Source organism: Pseudonocardia asaccharolytica DSM 44247 = NBRC 16224 (assembly GCF_000423625.1).
GTDB classification, from domain to species: domain Bacteria; phylum Actinomycetota; class Actinomycetes; order Mycobacteriales; family Pseudonocardiaceae; genus Pseudonocardia; species Pseudonocardia asaccharolytica.
Window position 1 is genome coordinate 98,714 of record NZ_AUII01000012.1, and the last position, 16,123, is coordinate 114,836.

Annotated in this window: 17 protein-coding genes; 12 read left to right on the forward strand and 5 right to left on the reverse strand. The window is 72.8% G+C overall.

Annotation, left to right across the window (positions count from 1 at the left end; genetic code table 11):
- Window positions 1-75 precede the first annotated feature (75 nt).
- A complete protein-coding gene (locus G567_RS0114880; protein WP_028930619.1) occupies window positions 76-1,317 on the forward strand; it encodes a glycosyltransferase 87 family protein in 1,242 nt (413 codons plus the stop codon).
- Here G567_RS0114880 and G567_RS0114885 read toward each other — a convergent pair.
- On the reverse strand, window positions 1,290-2,627 hold the full coding sequence (locus G567_RS0114885; RefSeq protein ID WP_028930620.1) for a ferredoxin reductase family protein: 1,338 nt from the start codon (window positions 2,625-2,627) through the stop codon (window positions 1,290-1,292). The genes G567_RS0114880 and G567_RS0114885 overlap by 28 nt on opposite strands.
- Before the next feature lie 451 nt (window positions 2,628-3,078).
- Between G567_RS0114885 and G567_RS28995 the strand changes: the two genes are divergently transcribed.
- The 4 genes from G567_RS28995 to G567_RS29010 all read left to right on the forward strand — a co-directional run bounded on the left by G567_RS28995 (window position 3,079) and on the right by G567_RS29010 (window position 6,162).
- Window positions 3,079-3,678, forward strand: a complete 600-nt coding sequence (locus tag G567_RS28995; protein WP_051233084.1) for a COG4315 family predicted lipoprotein — start codon at window positions 3,079-3,081, stop codon at window positions 3,676-3,678.
- 125 nt (window positions 3,679-3,803) lie between these two features.
- Entirely contained in the window at window positions 3,804-4,676 is an 873-nt protein-coding gene (locus G567_RS32165) for a DUF4142 domain-containing protein (protein WP_051233086.1), read from the forward strand.
- Between the two features lie 8 nt (window positions 4,677-4,684).
- On the forward strand, window positions 4,685-5,614 hold the full coding sequence (locus tag G567_RS32170; protein ID WP_051233088.1) for a hypothetical protein: 930 nt from the start codon (window positions 4,685-4,687) through the stop codon (window positions 5,612-5,614).
- Between the two features lie 14 nt (window positions 5,615-5,628).
- The gene (locus G567_RS29010) at window positions 5,629-6,162 is read left to right on the forward strand and encodes a GAF domain-containing protein (RefSeq protein ID WP_051233090.1); all 534 of its coding nucleotides are present in this window, start codon (window positions 5,629-5,631) and stop codon (window positions 6,160-6,162) included.
- A 13-nt stretch (window positions 6,163-6,175) separates the two neighbouring features.
- Here G567_RS29010 and G567_RS0114910 read toward each other — a convergent pair whose 3' ends face one another.
- Complete coding sequence (locus tag G567_RS0114910) at window positions 6,176-6,619, reverse strand: DoxX family protein (protein ID WP_028930621.1); 444 nt, start codon at window positions 6,617-6,619, stop codon at window positions 6,176-6,178.
- 102 nt (window positions 6,620-6,721) lie between these two features.
- Here G567_RS0114910 and G567_RS0114915 point away from each other — a divergent pair, with 102 nt between their 5' ends.
- Window positions 6,722-7,297: a TetR/AcrR family transcriptional regulator gene (locus tag G567_RS0114915; protein WP_028930622.1), complete on the forward strand. Its 576-nt coding sequence runs from the start codon at window positions 6,722-6,724 to the stop codon at window positions 7,295-7,297.
- Here the strand turns inward: G567_RS0114915 and G567_RS0114920 are convergent.
- Window positions 7,272-8,234, reverse strand: coding sequence for a LysR family transcriptional regulator (locus tag G567_RS0114920; RefSeq protein ID WP_028930623.1), 963 nt, complete (start codon window positions 8,232-8,234; stop codon window positions 7,272-7,274). The two genes, G567_RS0114915 and G567_RS0114920, sit on opposite strands and share 26 nt — an antisense overlap.
- Before the next feature lie 71 nt (window positions 8,235-8,305).
- Between G567_RS0114920 and G567_RS0114925 the strand changes: the two genes are divergently transcribed.
- Genes G567_RS0114925 through G567_RS0114950 form a run of 6 tightly spaced genes read left to right on the forward strand, consistent with a single transcriptional unit; the run spans window position 8,306 to window position 13,740 of the window.
- Entirely contained in the window at window positions 8,306-9,238 is a 933-nt protein-coding gene (locus tag G567_RS0114925; RefSeq protein ID WP_028930624.1) for an EamA family transporter, read from the forward strand.
- A 29-nt stretch (window positions 9,239-9,267) separates the two neighbouring features.
- On the forward strand, window positions 9,268-9,450 hold the full coding sequence (locus tag G567_RS0114930) for a hypothetical protein (RefSeq protein WP_028930625.1): 183 nt from the start codon (window positions 9,268-9,270) through the stop codon (window positions 9,448-9,450).
- Between the two features lie 24 nt (window positions 9,451-9,474).
- Window positions 9,475-10,578: an NAD(+)/NADH kinase gene (locus G567_RS0114935; RefSeq protein ID WP_245585658.1), complete on the forward strand. Its 1,104-nt coding sequence runs from the start codon at window positions 9,475-9,477 to the stop codon at window positions 10,576-10,578.
- Between the two features lie 58 nt (window positions 10,579-10,636).
- A complete protein-coding gene (locus G567_RS0114940; RefSeq protein ID WP_028930627.1) occupies window positions 10,637-11,632 on the forward strand; it encodes a thiamine pyrophosphate-dependent dehydrogenase E1 component subunit alpha in 996 nt (331 codons plus the stop codon).
- 13 nt (window positions 11,633-11,645) lie between these two features.
- The gene (locus tag G567_RS0114945; RefSeq protein WP_028930628.1) at window positions 11,646-12,659 is read left to right on the forward strand and encodes an alpha-ketoacid dehydrogenase subunit beta; all 1,014 of its coding nucleotides are present in this window, start codon (window positions 11,646-11,648) and stop codon (window positions 12,657-12,659) included.
- Window positions 12,649-13,740: an acetoin dehydrogenase dihydrolipoyllysine-residue acetyltransferase subunit gene (locus G567_RS0114950; RefSeq protein ID WP_028930629.1), complete on the forward strand. Its 1,092-nt coding sequence runs from the start codon at window positions 12,649-12,651 to the stop codon at window positions 13,738-13,740. Before G567_RS0114945 ends, G567_RS0114950 begins: the two co-directional genes overlap by 11 nt.
- 64 nt (window positions 13,741-13,804) lie before the next feature.
- Here the strand turns inward: G567_RS0114950 and G567_RS0114955 are convergent, their stop codons facing one another.
- Both G567_RS0114955 and G567_RS0114960 read right to left on the reverse strand, forming a co-directional pair.
- A complete protein-coding gene (locus tag G567_RS0114955; protein WP_028930630.1) occupies window positions 13,805-14,851 on the reverse strand; it encodes a class I SAM-dependent methyltransferase in 1,047 nt (348 codons plus the stop codon).
- On the reverse strand, window positions 14,833-16,044 hold the full coding sequence (locus tag G567_RS0114960) for an MFS transporter (RefSeq protein ID WP_028930631.1): 1,212 nt from the start codon (window positions 16,042-16,044) through the stop codon (window positions 14,833-14,835). Before G567_RS0114960 ends, G567_RS0114955 begins: the two co-directional genes overlap by 19 nt.
- Between the last annotated feature and the right edge of the window lie 79 nt (window positions 16,045-16,123).

Genomic DNA, 16,123 nt, shown 5'->3' on the forward strand with positions numbered 1-16,123 from the left:
TCCGCTGCGACCCACCTCGGTCCGGCGGGCTACCGTGTGTCCGGACCAGGACCGCAGGATCGGCCGGAGGACCGCTTGTCCGTCTCGAGCACCTCGACGCCCGCCGCCGTGCTCGCCCGACGATTGCGCGCTCGGCTCACGGCACCCCGCTCGATCCTTGTCGTCACGCTCCCGGCGCTGGCCCTGGTGCTCACCTGGTTGCTGGTCCGGACCCACGGCTACCACATCGACCTCGAGGTCTACCGGCTCGGCGTGCAGACCTGGCTGGCCGGGGAGGACATGTACGGCAGCCTGCCGCCGACCGTCAGCGGGCTGGCGCTGCCGTTCATCTATCCGCCGTTCGCCGCGATGGTGCTCACCCCGCTGGTGCTGCTGCCATGGACGCCGTCCTGGATCGTGTTGTTCGTGCTGTCACTGGCCAGCCTGGCCGTGACGCTTTACGCGGTCGCGCTGCGGAGCTGGCCGGCGGGCGGACGGGCCGGGGCGCTGGCCGTCGCGTCCGCCGCGCTGCCGCTCGCGCTGCTGCTCGAACCCGTGCGGGAGACGTTCGAGTTCGGCCAGGTCAACCTGGTGCTGATGGCGCTGGTGGCCCTCGACTGCCTGGTCGCGCGGCCGCGCTGGCCCCGCGGGCTGCTCGTCGGCCTCGCGGCCGCGATCAAGCTGACGCCCGCGGTGTTCGTGCTGTACTTCCTGCTGCGCCGCGACCTGCGCGCCGCGATCGTGGCCGCCGCCGCGGGTGCGGCCGCGACCGGACTCGGTTTCCTCGTCGACCCGGCCGCGTCGGTCCGCTACTGGTTCGACGGCCCGGCCTCGGGGATCAGCGGATCGGTGTTCTACACCAACGAGACGATCGAGGCGGTGCTCGCCCGGATGGGCCTCGACGGGACGGCACTCACCGCGGGCTGGCTGGCGGTGGCCGCCCTGCTGCTGGTCCTCGCGATCCCGATGGTGCGCAGCGCCGACGCACCGTTGGCGCTGGTCACCGTGGCCACCCTCGGGCTGCTGGTCTCGCCGACATCGTGGTCGCACCACTGGGTGTGGATCGCGCCGGCCCTGGTCGTGACGGTCGGGCACGCGCTGCGGGAGCGCTCGCCCGGTTGGGCCACGGCCACCGGCGTGCTGCTCGTCGCGTTCTACCTCGCGCCGTTCCAGTTCCTGCCGCACAACCACGAACGCGAGCTCGGCTGGAGCGGGTTCCAGCAGGTGGTGGGCGCAACCTACGTCATCGTCGCGGTCGCGTTGCTGGTGGCGGGCTGGTGGTGGTACGGGCCTGCGAGGCGCCGCGGTCGTCAGACCATGTCGAACTGCTCGGTGTGAATCCGCTCGTCCGCAACGCCGAGGGCGCCCAGGGCATCGAGCACGTCCCCGAGCAGCGACGGCGAGCCGCAGATGAAGTAGTCGAGGCGGTTGCGGTCCCGGTCGTCGTGGCCAAGGCCGGCGAGGACGGCGGTGAGCAGGCCGACGTCGATCGGCCCGGTGGCCCCGGTCCAATCCGGGGGCGGGCGCCGCAACACCTCGGTGACCTCGAGATCGAGCTCCTCGTGCAGCACGGTGAGCTCATCGCGAAACAGCAGCTCGCCGCCGTCGCGGGCGAGCACAACGAGCCGGAACGGCCGCGGGTCACCGCACTGTCCGGCCGTGCGCAGCATGCTCATCATCGGAGTGATCCCGACCCCGCTGGCGATCATCACCACCCCCGCGGAGGTCGCGGGATCGCTGGTGAACGCGCCGTAGGGTCCATCGACCCACACCGGACTGCCCGGCCGGAGCGCACCGAGCGTGGCGGTGAAGTCGCCGGTGTGCCGGATTGTGAACTCGGCCCGCGTCGGGTCGTGGGCACCCGAGGCGATGGTGAACGGATGTTCCTCGACGGCGGCCCGGTGCAGCCGAAGCCAGGCGAACTGCCCCGGCGCGAAGTGCAGACCCGCCGAAGGCGCATGCCGCGCGCGTGGCTCGAGAACCAGGGTGCTCACGCTCCGGTTCTCCGGCCGCACCTCGCGGACCACGAACTCGCTGCTCTCGTCCAGCCACGACCGCCACACCCATCGCTGCCCCAGCACGATGAGCAGCGCGCAGCCCAGCGCGACCAGCATCGGGCCCACGATCGGATCGGCGAGGACATGTCCGAGCAACAGTGTGTGCAGCGCGGACGCCCCGAGCGCCGCGGCGGCGAACAGCAGGTGCAACCAGCGCCAGAGCTCGTATCGAGAACCCAGCCAGGTTCGGTTCAGCGCGAGCGCCAGCAGCACCGACAGGGTCACCACGCCGGCGACCGCGGCCCGCGCCCGACCCGGCGCCGTCGTCACGTCGAGCAGGGCGACCTGCGCCGGGTCGGCCGCCACGACGCAGGCCAGGTGCAGCGCGACGAACAGCCCGGTCAGCATGCCGAGCTGGCGGTGGACGCCGATCACGTTCTCGATACCCAGCACCCGGGTCACGCTGCGCAGGCGGGAGGGCAGCACCGCGGCGCACACCATCGCCGACAGGGCGACGAGACCGGTGACGATCGACAGCTGCCGCCACAGGCTCAGCGGCTCGGACCGGACCAGCCAGATCAGCGCCGGTCCGGCAAGTGCGGTGATCAGGACGGCGGTCCATCCGGCTCGGGCGAGCGTCCTGCGTTCCATGCCGCAGGACGGTAGGGACGCGCCCGTGCAGGCCCCGCAAACCTGAGGATGACCCGGCGCCGTCGTCGCCCATCGGCCCGCAGACCATCGGCGAGCGGCAGTAGATTGCTCTGTTCACCAGGAAAGTTGCTCTGTTCGCCGAGCAACCTTTCAGGAACTCGCGCGTCCATGATCGTCCCACTCGGATGGTCCGCTCGGCGGCGTCGGATTCGTCGTTGCGGGGCTGCCCTGAATGTTCTCTGAGGACTCTCTGAGACGGATCCATCGCGTTCGGTTGTCCCGATTGGGCGGAACGGAGCAAACCCGCGCCACTCGTCGCGCCCCGATCGACGCGTGCCGTCAGGACCTCTCAGATTCGCAACCTCGGTGGTGCTCGGGTCCCTACGGTCTTCCCGTCTTCTGCGGGACCCATGCCCGCCGGAGCCGCTCCCCAGCGAGAGAAGGACCCCCGATGAACGACCACGGCCCTCGACGGCCGGTGCGCACCCTCTGCGGCCTCGCCGCGGCCGGGCTGCTGCTCGCGGTCAGTGCCTGTGGCTACACGCCGGGTATCCCGGCCAGCCAGGCCGCCCCGGTCGGTGACGCCGCGCCCGGCCCGGCCCCCACGCCGGCGCCCGGCGGGCTCGGCACCGCCGTGACACCGCTCGGCACGGTCGTGACCAGCGACGGCTTCACGCTCTACCGATTCGAGAAGGACACCCCGAAGCCCTCGAAGTCCACCTGCAACGACACCTGCGCGACGAGCTGGCCTCCCGTGCTGGGTGACGGTCTCCCGGCCCTGCAGGGGATACCGCCGAGGTCGGTCGGGACCGTCGGTCGAGCCGACGGTAGCCAGCAACTGACCCTGAACGGCTGGCCGCTGTACCGCTTCGCGCAGGACACCGCGCCCGGTGAGGTGAAGGGAGAGGGCGTCGACGGCACCTGGCATGCCGTCGGCGTCGACGGGAAGCCGGTCGCGACGGCCTCGCCCCCGGGAGGCTCGTCCGGCGGAAGCCATGTCACGGCCCCGACCCACGGCACGAGCCCGTCCCTGGGTGGATCCGGCTCCTGAGCCGCGCTCGCACGGTCCCACCGCCACGTATCGCCTCTCCGGGTCCGGCCACGACGTCCGGGCTCGGCGGCGTGACGGCGGCGTTCGTGCCTCCGCTCCCCGATCACGAGAGGTAATACCCCCAGATGCTGCGCCGGATTCCCGCCTACCTCCGCTGGTCCATCGTCATCGCGCTGGTCGCCGCGGTCTCGATATCGGTGGTCCAGTCCTGGGTTGCCGCCGCACCCGGTACCGGCGGCTGGACCCAGACGCAGTTCGGCCCGCTCGGCCCCGCCGACCGCGACCTGCTGGTGAAGGTGCGGCTCGCCGGACTGTGGGAAGGGCCGACCGGCCAACAGGCCCAGCAACAGGCCTCCTCCCCCGCGGTCAGGGAGGCGGGTGGCCACATCGCGGCCGAGCACGCCGACCTCGACCAGAAGGTCCGCGACGTCGCGGGCCAGCTCGGCGTCCTGTTGCCCAGCCAGCCCAGCAGCCAGCAGCAGGGCTGGATGGCCGAGATCTCCAGTAAGACCGGGTCGGACTACGACCGGCGGTTCGTGCAGCTGCTCCGGCAGGCGCACGGGGCCGTGCTACCGGTCATCGCCGAGGTCCGCAGCGGCACCCGCAACGACCTGGTCCGCTCCTTCGCCATCACCTCCGAGGAGTTCGTGAGCAGGCATATCGGCTACCTGGAGAACACCGGTCTCGTCGACTACGCCGCGCTGCCCGAGCCGCGATCCCCGGGCCTGCTCGCCGGGGCGACCAGCCCACTGGACCTGCTGGTGCCAGGCCTGGTGATGGTCGCCTCGCTGCTCGCCGCCGTCGGCGTCGTCGTCGCCCTTCGCCGGCGAGGCCGGCCCGCCGACAAACCTGCCCGGAATCGGCGCCGCCAGCCGCCGACGATCGCGATGCCCGCCGGCCGCGCACCCCGGCTCGACCACGGGCCACGGCACGCCTTCCGGAGGAGATCCACGGATGTCGTCGCCGCCTCGGCCCGCCGCTCCCCGAATGGAGGATGAAAGATCCGATGACCACCCGATCTGCACCCCGCACGAAGCTCCGCACCGTGCTCGCGTCCTCGGCCGCGGCCCTGGCGGTGATCCTGGCCCCGGCCGCCTGCGGCTACGCGGAGGCCGCCCCGAGCCTGACCGCCGCCGAGGACGCCACGAACGGTGACCAGGGCGGTGATACCGATGGTGCCAATGGCGCCAGTAACACCGACCCCGCCACCGGCGCCGACCGCGGCAATGCCGCCGACCGCGGCAATGCCGCCGACCGCGGCAATGCCGCCGACCGTGGGAACGGCGCCGACCGCGGCAACGCCGGGGAGGCGAATGGCCAGGGCGGTGACGTGACACCCCCTCCGGCCACCGACGCTCCCCCGCCCGCGCCCCCTGCCGACAACAACAACGGGCTCGACGTCCTGGCTCGCGACTGCACCGAGAGCAATCTCGAGCCGCACGATGGGCTCCAGAAGGCCCCGCGGTGCGTCGATACGAGTTTCGGCGAGGTCGCGGCGGCGGCGCAGAGCCCGTCGCTGCTGATCACCGACGCGCCCACCGAGGTGACGGCGGGCCAGCCGTTCCAACTCGAGGTGAGCACCCGCAACCTGGTCCGCGACCGCTTCCTCTCCGCCGCCGCGGGCGGCTACTACCTCGAGAGCTCGCTGCTCGACGGCCAGGGTCTGCAACGCGGGCACTTCCACACGGCCTGCCGGGTGCTGCCGAGCACGGACGTCGCTCCCGACGCGGCGCCGGCGCCGGAGTTCTTCGTCGCCACCCAGGACAACGGCGGCGGCGCCGCCCCCGACACCGTGACGATCGACGTTCCCGGCCTGCCGACGGCCGGGACCGCGCAGTGTTCCTCCTGGGCCGGGGACGGCTCGCACCGCATCCCGATGATGCAGCGCGCGAACCAGACCCCCGCGTTCGACTCAGTGCGCATCACCGTCCGATGACGAGCGGAGCAACGATGACAACGACCGATCAGACGCCGATCGCCGCGCCGGACCCGCTCGGTGCGGCACTCGCGACGGTGGTCGCCGAGGGCGATGCCCATTCCGTCCGGCGGATCGGCGAGGCGTGCCTTGCCGCGCTGCCGACGACCCGGGTGGCGATCACGGTGCGGACCGGGGACGGCCGCCGTGAGTCGGTGTGGGCCTGCGACGAGGCGGCCCGCGATCTCGACGGGCTGCAGTTCCGCCTCGGCGAGGGGCCGTGCCTCGACGCGTTCGCCGGACCCGACCCGGTGCACGTCCCCGATCTGGCCGAGGTGCCGCCGCATCGCTGGCCGGTGTTCGCCGGGGCCGCGCTGCGGTCCGGGGTGCGGGCGGTGCACGCGTTCCCGCTGCACGTCGGCGCGCTGACCGTCGGGATCCTCGCGCTCTACCGCGACGAGCCCGGAGAGCTGGCTCCGGAGGATCTCGCCGGGGCGCGGCGGGCCGCTGACGCGGTGCTGTGGACCCTGCTCGCCCGCCGCGGCGACGGCCCGGCCGTCGGGCGCTGAGCCCGCGCGGCGTTCAGAACAGGGCAACGGCGATGCAGCAGGCGACGAACAGCAGCTGCATCGCCGCGCGCGGGACCAGCGGAGTGACGGCCCGCCCGCCGATCGAGGCGCCGGCCCGCGCGGCGTGGACGTTGGCCGGGAACATCAGCACCAGCAGCAGCGCAAGGCAGGCGGCTGCCGGCCGGTAGGTGGCTGGCAGCAGCAGCCCGATGGCGCCGGCGGCCTCCCCGGCCCCGGTGACGCTCACCAGGGTGCCCCGTCGGGGAAGACCGGGGGGAACCATCGCGATGAGGTCGTTGCGCCGCTTCGGTGAGAAATGTGCCGCCGCGGTGAGCAGGAACATCGCCGCGATTCCCCCGCGCAGTGCCGGATGCCAGCCATCGAGCGCAGCGACGCCGAGCAGGCCGATCACGCGGAGCACGAGCCAGGTACCGACCAGGGTGATCAGGGGTGCCATCGCGAACCTCCGGTCCGTTCGGATGCCATATCTGGACATTGACAAGATGCTCCGGCGCGGCATGTCTTGTCAATGTCTAGATGGGTTTCATAGGCTGCCACCGTGAGTGACCGGCCCTACCATCACGGCAACCTGCGCCGCGCGCTGCTCGACAGTGCCGTGGAGCTGATCGCCGAGCGCGGACCCGCATCGCTGAGCCTGCGCGAGGTGGCGCGGCGCGCGGGGGTGTCGCATGCCGCGCCCGCCCACCATTTCGCCGACAAGACAGGCCTGCTCACGGCGGTGGCCGCCGAGGGCTGGCGGCTGCTGACCGCCGCCCTCGCCGACCGCGCCGCCACCGCGGACTTTGGTGAGCTCGGCGTGAGCTACGTCGTCTTCGCGACATCCCACCCCGCGCATTTCGCGGTCATGCGCACGCCCGGTCTCGTCCACCCCGACGACCCGGAGCTCGTCGCGGCCCGCGACGGCGCGGGAACGCTGCTCTATCGCGGTGCCGGAGTCCCGGGCGAGGACGCCGGCAGGCCGGCCGCGTCGAGCGGGCGCGGGCGGGTACTCGCGGCCTGGTCGCTCGTGCACGGGCTTGCGGTGCTGCTGCAGGAGGGACTCGTCGCACCGGGCCCCGGGGAGGACATCGAGACGCTGGCCAGGGCCGTCACCGCGCAGCTGGCCCCGGCCTGATCGCCGGGCCCGCGCGGCTACCCCTGGCCACCACCGCCGCGGCCTCCTCGCACAGCGCCTGCAGCACCGCGCGCACGGCGGGCCGCACCGCGGTGCTGCGCCGGGCCACCGCCTCGATGAGCCGGACGGCGCGGACCCCGGCCAGTGGTCTGCGCGCCAGCCGCCGCCCGCCGCGGTCGTCGGTGCAGTAGCGGGGGAGCAGGGCGATGCCGTGCCCGGCGGCCACCAGCTGCTCCGTCACCGAGAAGTCGTTGATGCGCTGGACGATCCGCGGTTGCGCGCCCGTCGCGGCGGCCAGCGAGCGCAGCACCTCGTCGACCGGCCAGCCCACCCCGACGCTGATCCACCCTTCGTCGGTGAGGTCGGCCAGGCGCAGCGTCCGGCGGCGGGCCAGCCGGTGCCCCGGCGGCAGCACGACGTCGAGGGGCTCGCGCAGCAGTGGGGTGAGGGTCCATCGGCTCGGCGTGCCCGCGTCCGGGGCGGGGCTGCGTTCGTCGCGATGCGTGACGACGATGTCGGCGTCGGCGGTGAGCGCGGGGACATCGGCCGGGGTCATGTCGACGTCGCGGCAGACCAGATCGATGTCACCGATCGCGACGACCCTGGTGAGCAGGCCGGGAAGCAGCAGCCGGGCGCCGGAGGGGAACAGCACCACCCGGACGGTGCCCCGCGGGCTCGACCGCAGCCGATCGAGCGCGGCCTCGGCGTGGGCGAGGGCGGCCAGCACCTGCTCCGCTTCGGCCACGAGTGCCTGCCCGGCGTCGGTGAGCCGCAGCCCCCGCCCGGCCGGCTCGGTCAGCGCCATCCCGGTCTCGTCGGCCAGCGTCTTGAGCTGCTGGGAGATCGCGGAGGGGGTGAACGACATCGCCTTCGCCACCGCGGCCACCGAGCCGCGGTCGGCCAGCTCACGGAGGATCCGCAGCCGCTGGACGTCCATGTAGCAACTCTAAACAGATGTTTCACATCTTTTCGCTCGACTTCCTCCTCGTCGCCGCGAACCGTGAGGTTATGACGCCCCGCGACCGCGTACTGGGCGCCCTCGTCGCTCTGATCTGGGGGATCAACTTCGTCGCGATCCATATCGGACTGCAGCATTTCCCGCCGCTGCTGCTGGCCGCGCTGCGGTTCGGCCTGATCGCGCTGCCCACGGTGCTGCTGGTGCCCCGGCCGCAGGTGCCGGTGCGCTGGCTGATCGGCTACGGGCTGGGCTTCGGCACCGTGCAGTTCGTCTTCCTGTTCATCGCGATGGACATCGGAATGCCCGCCGGGCTGGCGTCACTGGTGCTGCAGGCCTCGGCCCCGTTCACGGTGCTGCTCGGTGCGCTGCTGCTGCGCGAGCGGCCGACCGTGCGGCAGGGCGCCGGGATCGGCCTTGCCGTGCTGGGGCTGGCCGCCATCGCGGTCAGCCGCGCCGAGAGCGCGGCGCTGTTGCCGGTGCTGCTCACCCTGGTCGGCGCGCTGGGATGGGCGTTCGGCAACCTCTGCGCCAGGCTCGCCGCGCCACCCGACCCGCTGCACCTGACGCTGTGGATGACGGTGGTCCCGCCGGTGCCGCTGCTCGGGCTGTCGCTGGTGCTGGAGGGTCCGGCGGCCGACTGGGCGGCGCTGCGCGCGGCGTTCACCCCCTCCGGGGTGCCCGGGCTGGTGGCGCTGGTCTACCTGGTGCTGCTGGCGACCGTGCTCGCCTCCGGGATCTGGACCGCGCTGATGCGCCGCTACCCGGCCGGTGTCGTCGCGCCGTACTCGCTGCTGGTGCCGGTGGTCGGGATCGGTGCGGCCGCCGCGGCGCTGGGGGAGCGGCCGACCATCGTGGAGTTGGCCGCCGGGGTCGTCATCATCGGCGGGGTCCTGCTCGGCACCCCGCGGGTTCCGCGTCGGCCGCGGGCCGGGGCGGCGCCGGCCGGATCAGGTCTATGGCGTCTGCCACAGCGCTCACCCTAGGCTGGCCAGGGGAGATGCGGAGGGCGGGAGTGGACGAGGGCGTCTGCGCGATCCGGCCGGGGATCGACCTCGACCTCGACGAGCCGCCGGACCCGGTCGCCGCCGCGGGGGCCGAGCGCCAGCGGACGCAGTCCCCCCTCGCAACTCTGCTGCAACCGTTGCCCGCCGCACCCGATTCCGGTGAGGTGGGTCACGGGGCAGCTGCCCCGTGACGCGGACCGGTACGGGAGGGCCTGGTGCAGCAGGGCGGACCGAACGGGCGAGGCGGCGCCGTCGCCACGACGCTGCCGGTCATCCCCGGTTCGACCATCGGCATCGTGGCCAACCCCATGTCCGGCCGCGACATCCGCAGACTGGTCGCGCAGGCGTCGGTGTTCCCCAACGCCGAGAAGACCAACATGGTGCTGCGGCTGATCGCGGCGGCGGGCGGCGCCGGCGTCGACCGCGTCCTCATGTCGACCGACGCGATGGGCGTCGCGGGCGGCGTGCTGCGAGTCCGGGACAAACGCCGCGCCACCGCCGGCCGCTGGCCGGACCTGCACTTCGTCGCGCTCGACTCGATCAGCGGAACCGCCGAGGACACCCGCGCACTGGTCCGGCTCATGCGCGAGCGCGGCGCCTCGGTCATCGTGCTGCTCGGCGGCGACGGCACCGTGCGCGCCGCATCGGGTCAGAGCGGCGACGTCGCCCTGCTGCCGCTCTCGACCGGGACCAACAACGCGTTCCCCGAGATGTGGGAGGCCACCGTCGCCGGCGCCGCGGTCGGGTTGTTCGCGACCGGCCGCGTCGCGACCGGCGAGGTGACGCGGCGGGCGAAGGCGCTGCACGTCGCGGCGGGCGCGGTCAGCGAGATCGCGCTGGTCGACGTCTGCGTCTCGACGGTGGCGCACGTCGGCTCCAAGGCGCTGTGGCAGCCCGAGACCCTGCGCGAGCTCTACTGCGCCTTCGCCGAACCGCACGCCATCGGGCTGTCGAGCATCGCCGGGCTACTGGCGCCCAGCAGCCGCACCGGCCCCGACGGCGTCGCGGTCGCGATGACCGCACCCGCGCGGGCCGCGCGGACGGTGCTGGCGCCGATCGCCCCTGGGGTCCTCGCACCGATCGGGATCCGGGAGGCGCGGGCGCTCCCGCCCGGGGTGGCGCAGCCGGTCGCCCTGGACCGCGGCACGGTCGCCGTCGACGGCGAGCGCGAGATCGAGTTCGGCCCGGCCACCCCCGTCACCGTCACCCTGGCGCACGACGGGCCCAGGGTGCTCGACGTGCGCGCCGTCCTCGCCGCCGCCGCCGCGCGGCGGCTGTTCGTCCGCGAGTCCCGCGAGCTCACCCAGGAGATCCGATGAAGGCAGCACGCTACATGACCGGACAGCCGGTCATGATCGACGGAGGGATCGTGATGTCATGACAGGCACTCTCCCGACCACCGTGACCCAGGAGCTCGGCCCGGACGCCCTGCTCACGGCCTACCGCACGATGCGGACCGTCCGGGAGTTCGAGGAGCGGGTGCACAAGGAGTTCGCCGGCGGCGACATCCCCGGCTTCGTGCACCTGTACGCAGGCGAGGAGGCCTCGGCGGCCGGGGTGTGCATGCACCTCGACGACCGCGACGCGATCGCCTCCACCCACCGCGGGCACGGCCACTGCATCGCCAAGGGCGTCGACGTCGGCGGGATGATGGCCGAGATCTACGGCAAGGCCACCGGGTCGTGCAAGGGCAAGGGCGGTTCGATGCACATCGCCGACCTGTCCAAGGGCATGCTCGGAGCGAACGGCATCGTCGGCGGTGGCCCGCCGCTGATCTGCGGGCGCGCGCTGGCAGCCAAGCAGCAGGGCAGCGGCGGGGTGGCGGTGGCGTTCTTCGGCGACGGCGCGTCGAACCAGGGCACGACGCTGGAGTCGCTCAACCTGGCCTCGATCTGGAACCTGCCGGCGATCTTCGTGGCCGAGAACAACGGCTACGCCGAGACCACGTCGTCGACCTGGTCGGTGGCCACCGACGACATCGCCGACCGCGCCGCCGCATTCGGGATGCCCGGGGTGATCGTCGACGGGTTCGACTTCTTCGCCGTCCACGAGGCCGCGGGCGAGGCGGTCGCGCGCGCCCGCGAGGGGGGCGGCCCGACTCTCATCGAGGTCAAGTTCACCCGCTACTTCGGCCATTTCGAGGGCGACCAGCAGCTCTACCGCGGCGACGAGGTGGCCCACGCGCGGGAGAACCTCGACTGCCTGAAGCGGTTCCGCACCCGGGTCACCGAGGCGGGCCAGCTGACGAACGAGCAGCTCGACGGCGTCGACACCGAGGTCGCCGAGTTCATCGACCAGGCCGTGACCGAGGCCAAGGCCGCCCCCAAACCGGGTCCGGATCAGCTGCTCACCGACGTCTACGTCGCGTACTGAGGAGGGATCCGCAGTGGCACGCAGCATCACCTATCGCGAGGCGATCAACGAGGCGCTCGAGCAGGAGATGGAGCGCGACCCGCGCGTCATCGTCATGGGCGAGGACAACGCGGGCGGTGAGGGCTCGCCCGGTGAGATGGACGCCTGGGGCGGGGTCCTCGGGGTGACCAAGGGGCTGTACGGGAAGTTCCCCGGCCGGGTGATGGACACCCCGATCTCGGAGTCGGCGTTCATCGGCGCCGCGATCGGCGCGGCGACCGGTGGCCTGCGTCCGGTCGCCGAGCTGATGTTCATCGACTTCATGGGCGTCTGCTTCGACCAGATCTTCAACCAGGCCGCGAAGTTCCGGTACATGTTCGGCGGCAAGGCGGTGACCCCGGTCGTCATCCGGACGATGTGGGGTGCGGGCCTGCGGGCAGCCGCGCAGCACTCGCAGTCGCTGCTGCCGGTGTTCACCCACATCCCCGGACTCAAGGTCGCGGCGCCGTCGAACGCCTACGACGCAAAGGGCCTGATGATCTCCGCGATCCGCGACGACGACCCGGTGATCTTCGCCGAGCACAAGCTGCTCTACGACACCGCGGCCGAGGTGCCGCAGGAGAGCTACACGATCCCGTTCGGCGAGGCCAATATCGTGCGCGAGGGCTCCGACGTCACGATCGTGGCGATCGGGCGGATGGTGGGTATGGCGGCACAGGCCGCCGACGAGCTCGCCGGTTCCGGAATCCAGGCCGAGATCATCGACCCGCGCACGACGAGCCCGCTCGACACCGACACGATCCTGGAGAGCGTCGAGAACACCGGGCGGCTGGTGGTCGTCGACGAGTCGAACCCGCGCTGCTCGCTGGCCTGCGACATCGGGGCGATGGTCGCGCAGGAGGCGTTCGGGTCGCTGCGCGCGCCGATCCGGATGGTGACCGGCCCGCATACTCCGGTCCCGTTCTCGGACGCGCTGGAGGACCTGTTCATCCCGGACGCGGCGAAGATCGCGGGCGCGGTGAAGAAGGCGGTCGACTATGGCGGATGAGCGGATCCTGCGCATCACGATGCCCAAATGGGGTCTCTCGATGAAGACCGGGAAGATCATCGAGTGGTTCGTCGAGGAGGGTTCGACGATCAGCACGGGCGACGATCTCGCCGACATCGACACCGACAAGATCGCCGGCACGCTGGAGTCGACGGTCGACGGGCTGCTGCGCCGCATCGTCGCGCCCGCCGACTCCGAGTTGCCGATTGGGGCCACGCTCGCGGTGGTGGCCCCGGCCGAGGTCCCGGACTCCGAGATCGACGCCGTCGTCGCCGAGGCGCTGGCCGAGGTCGAGTCGGGCGCACTGGAAGCCGAGGCCGAGCCGGAGCCGCAGTCGGTCGAGGTGGCGGGGCGGACGATCTCCTACCTCACGCTCGGGGCGGAGACCGAGGCCGAGCCCGTCGTGCTGGTGCACGGCTACGGAGGCGACAAGAACTCGTGGCTGTTCGTGCAGCAGCCGCTGGCCGAGCACCGGCCGGTGCACGCCCTGGACCTGCCGGGACACGGCGCGTCGAGCAAGGACGTCGGGGACGGGTCGCTGTCGCTGCTGGCCGACACCGTCGTCGGCTTCCTCGACGGGGTGGGCATCGAGCGGGCGCATCTGGTCGGGCACTCACTCGGCGGAGCCGTCGTCGCCGCCGCGGCGAAGGCCGCGCCGGAGAAGGTGGCGTCGCTGACGCTGCTGGCCCCGGCCGGCTTCGGTGGCCGTCCCAACGCGGGCTACCTGCGTGGATTCGCCGCCGCGACGTCGCGGCGGGAGCTCAAACCGCTGCTGGGCGACCTGTTCGCCGATCCCGGGCTGGTCACCCGACAGCTCGTCGACGACCTGCTGCGCTACAAGCGGCTCGACGGCGTCCCGGAGGCGCTGCGGACGCTGCTGGGCACGCTGCTCACCGAAGCCGGCGAGCAGGCCATCGACACCCCCGGCCTGCTCGCCGGGGTGGAGGCGCCGGTGACCGTCGTCTGGGGGCGGGAGGACAAGATCCTGCCGCTGCCCGAGGGGAAGGTCGAGCAGGTCGACGCGGGCCACATGCTGCACATGGAGGCCGCGAACGACATCCTCCGCCTGATCCCCCTGTGAGTGCGTAACAGTGTTGGAACACTGTTACGCACTCACAGGGGGAGGTGACCTGCGTCGGGACTGCTCACGGCCGCGCCTGCAACACCATGTTGAACGGGGTTTCGGCCACCCGTTGCACCGTGCGGAAGCCAGCCTCGGTCAGGACCTGGCGCAGCCGTGCCTCGCCGGCCTGCGCGCCCAGCGCGGACCCGCCGTCCTGGGCGAGCGAGTTCGGGGTGCACAGCTGGGTGGAGAACGCGTAGTAGGTGGCGCTGACCGGGTTGAGGTTGTCCTCGATCCGGTCGGCGGCCCTCGGTTCCACGATCATCGCGGTGCCGCCGGGGTTCAGGGCGGCGCGGCTGTGCCGGCCGGCACCGGTGGGGTCGCCCATGTCGTGCAGGCAGTCGAAGAACGTGACCAGGTCGTAGGTGCCGGGGAAGTCGGCGGCGGTGGCGATCTCGAACCGGACCCGGGAGGCGAGGCCGGCGTCGGCAGCCCGTTTGCGCGCCGCGGTCACCGAGTCGGGATGCGGGTCGAAGCCGACGAACCGCGACGCCGGGTAGGCCTCGGCCATGACCAGGGTCGAGGCCCCATGGCCGCATCCGATGTCGGCGACGGTAGCGCCGTCGCGGAGCCTGTCCTCCACCCCGTCGAGGGCAGGGATCCACGAGGTGACCAGGTGGTTGCGGTAGCTGGGGGCGAAGAACCGCTCGCAGCCGGGGTAGAGCTCGGGGTGGTGGTCGCCCCAGCCGATGCCCGCGCCGGTGCGGAACGCCTCGGCCAGCCGATAGGTGGACTGGACCGTGGCCAGCGCCAGCTGGTAGGCGCCGATCACGCAGACCGGGCTGGTTTCGTCGGTGAGCGCCACGGCGTGCTCCGCCGGTAGCGTGTACCGTCCGTCGCCCTCGTAGGTGAGATAGCCGTTGGCGGCCTGCGAGGCCAGCCACTCCCGCACGTAACGCTCATGGGTGTCGGTGCGCGCGGCTAGTTCGGCGGCGGTGAGCGGGCCGGCGTCCGCCATCGCGGTGAACAGCCCGAGCCGGTCTCCCAGCGCGACCAACGCCGCGTTGCCCATCAGCCCGACGTCGGCCACGGCCTTGTGCACGAACTCCATCAGCCGGTTCTCGTCCATCTTCTGCTCCTTTCCATCGGGTGGGAGGGCGGGACCCACGGGTCGCCGCCCTGGTCGAGGGGGTCGGTGACGCGGAGCGCGAGCAGCGCGGACGCGGCGAGTCCGGCGGCGAGCATCAGACCCAGCCAGGCGTAGCCGGCGCCGGCGATCAGCGCGCCGCCGACGGTCGCGCCGAGTAGGTAGCCGAGCTGGGTGACGGCGGTGCGGGCGGCCATCATCGCCCCGGGCTGGTCGGGCAGCTGGTCCAGGCCGAGCCCGGCCGAGGCCGGGGTGCGCACCCCGGCGGCGAACCCGATCAGAACGCAGAGGGCGACGGCCGACGCCACCGAGCCGGCCGCGGCGAGCAGCACCGGCAGCAGGAGGGCCATCACCAACGCCGCGACCGCCACCTGCCGTCGCCGCGGCAGGAACCCGGTCAGCCGACCGCTGCGGGTCGCGGTCACGACGTAGGCCGCCGGTCCGGCGGCCAGCACCCAGCCGACCGCCGCGTCACGCACCCCGAGCGTCTCGATGAAGAACGCCCCGCTGAACGTCAGGAACGCGGTCCAGGCGCCGTAGGCGATCAACTCTCCGGCCAGCCAGCGCCGCGCCGAGGCCGTGCCGAGCACCGCGCGGAGCGGCCGCGCCGCCCGACGAGCGGGCACCGGCGCGGCGGTACGCGCCGCCAGCAGCGCCGCGACCGCGATCACCGCGGGGACCGCCTGCGCCACCCGCCAGGACATCCAGCCGGTCAGCAGCCCGACCATGGGGTTGATGAGGATCCATGCCCCGGCGTTCGCGGCGGCGACGTAACCCATCGCGCGCCCGCGCCGAGGCGGCGGGGAGACCGATACTCCGGCGAAGCCGGCCGAGAGCAGGCAGGCGAACGCGAGGCCGACCAGCAGGTGCGCGGTCAGGAAGACCGCCAGCGTCGGGGCCGTGGCGACTGCGGCGCAGGCCACGATCGCCAGGCCGGCGCCGGCCGCGAGCAGCCGTCGGCCGTCCAACGCGCCGGAGCGGGCGGCCAACCCCCCTGATGCGGCGAGCGCGGCACCGGCGGCGATCGAGCGGGCCTGGCCGACCACGCCCACCGGCGCCCCGAGCTCGTCCCCGATCGCCACGATCGTCGGCCCGAGCACGACCAGCAGCGCCTGCGAGGCCATCGTCGCCAGGACGAGCGGGGCGAGGGCGGCCCGGGAGGATGCAGTGGTCACCGCTGGAACGCTATGAGCGGGCGGGGCGGACGCCTTCCGTTCCACCACCCAATTCCCGGCCGGCGGATGGCGGTGTCCA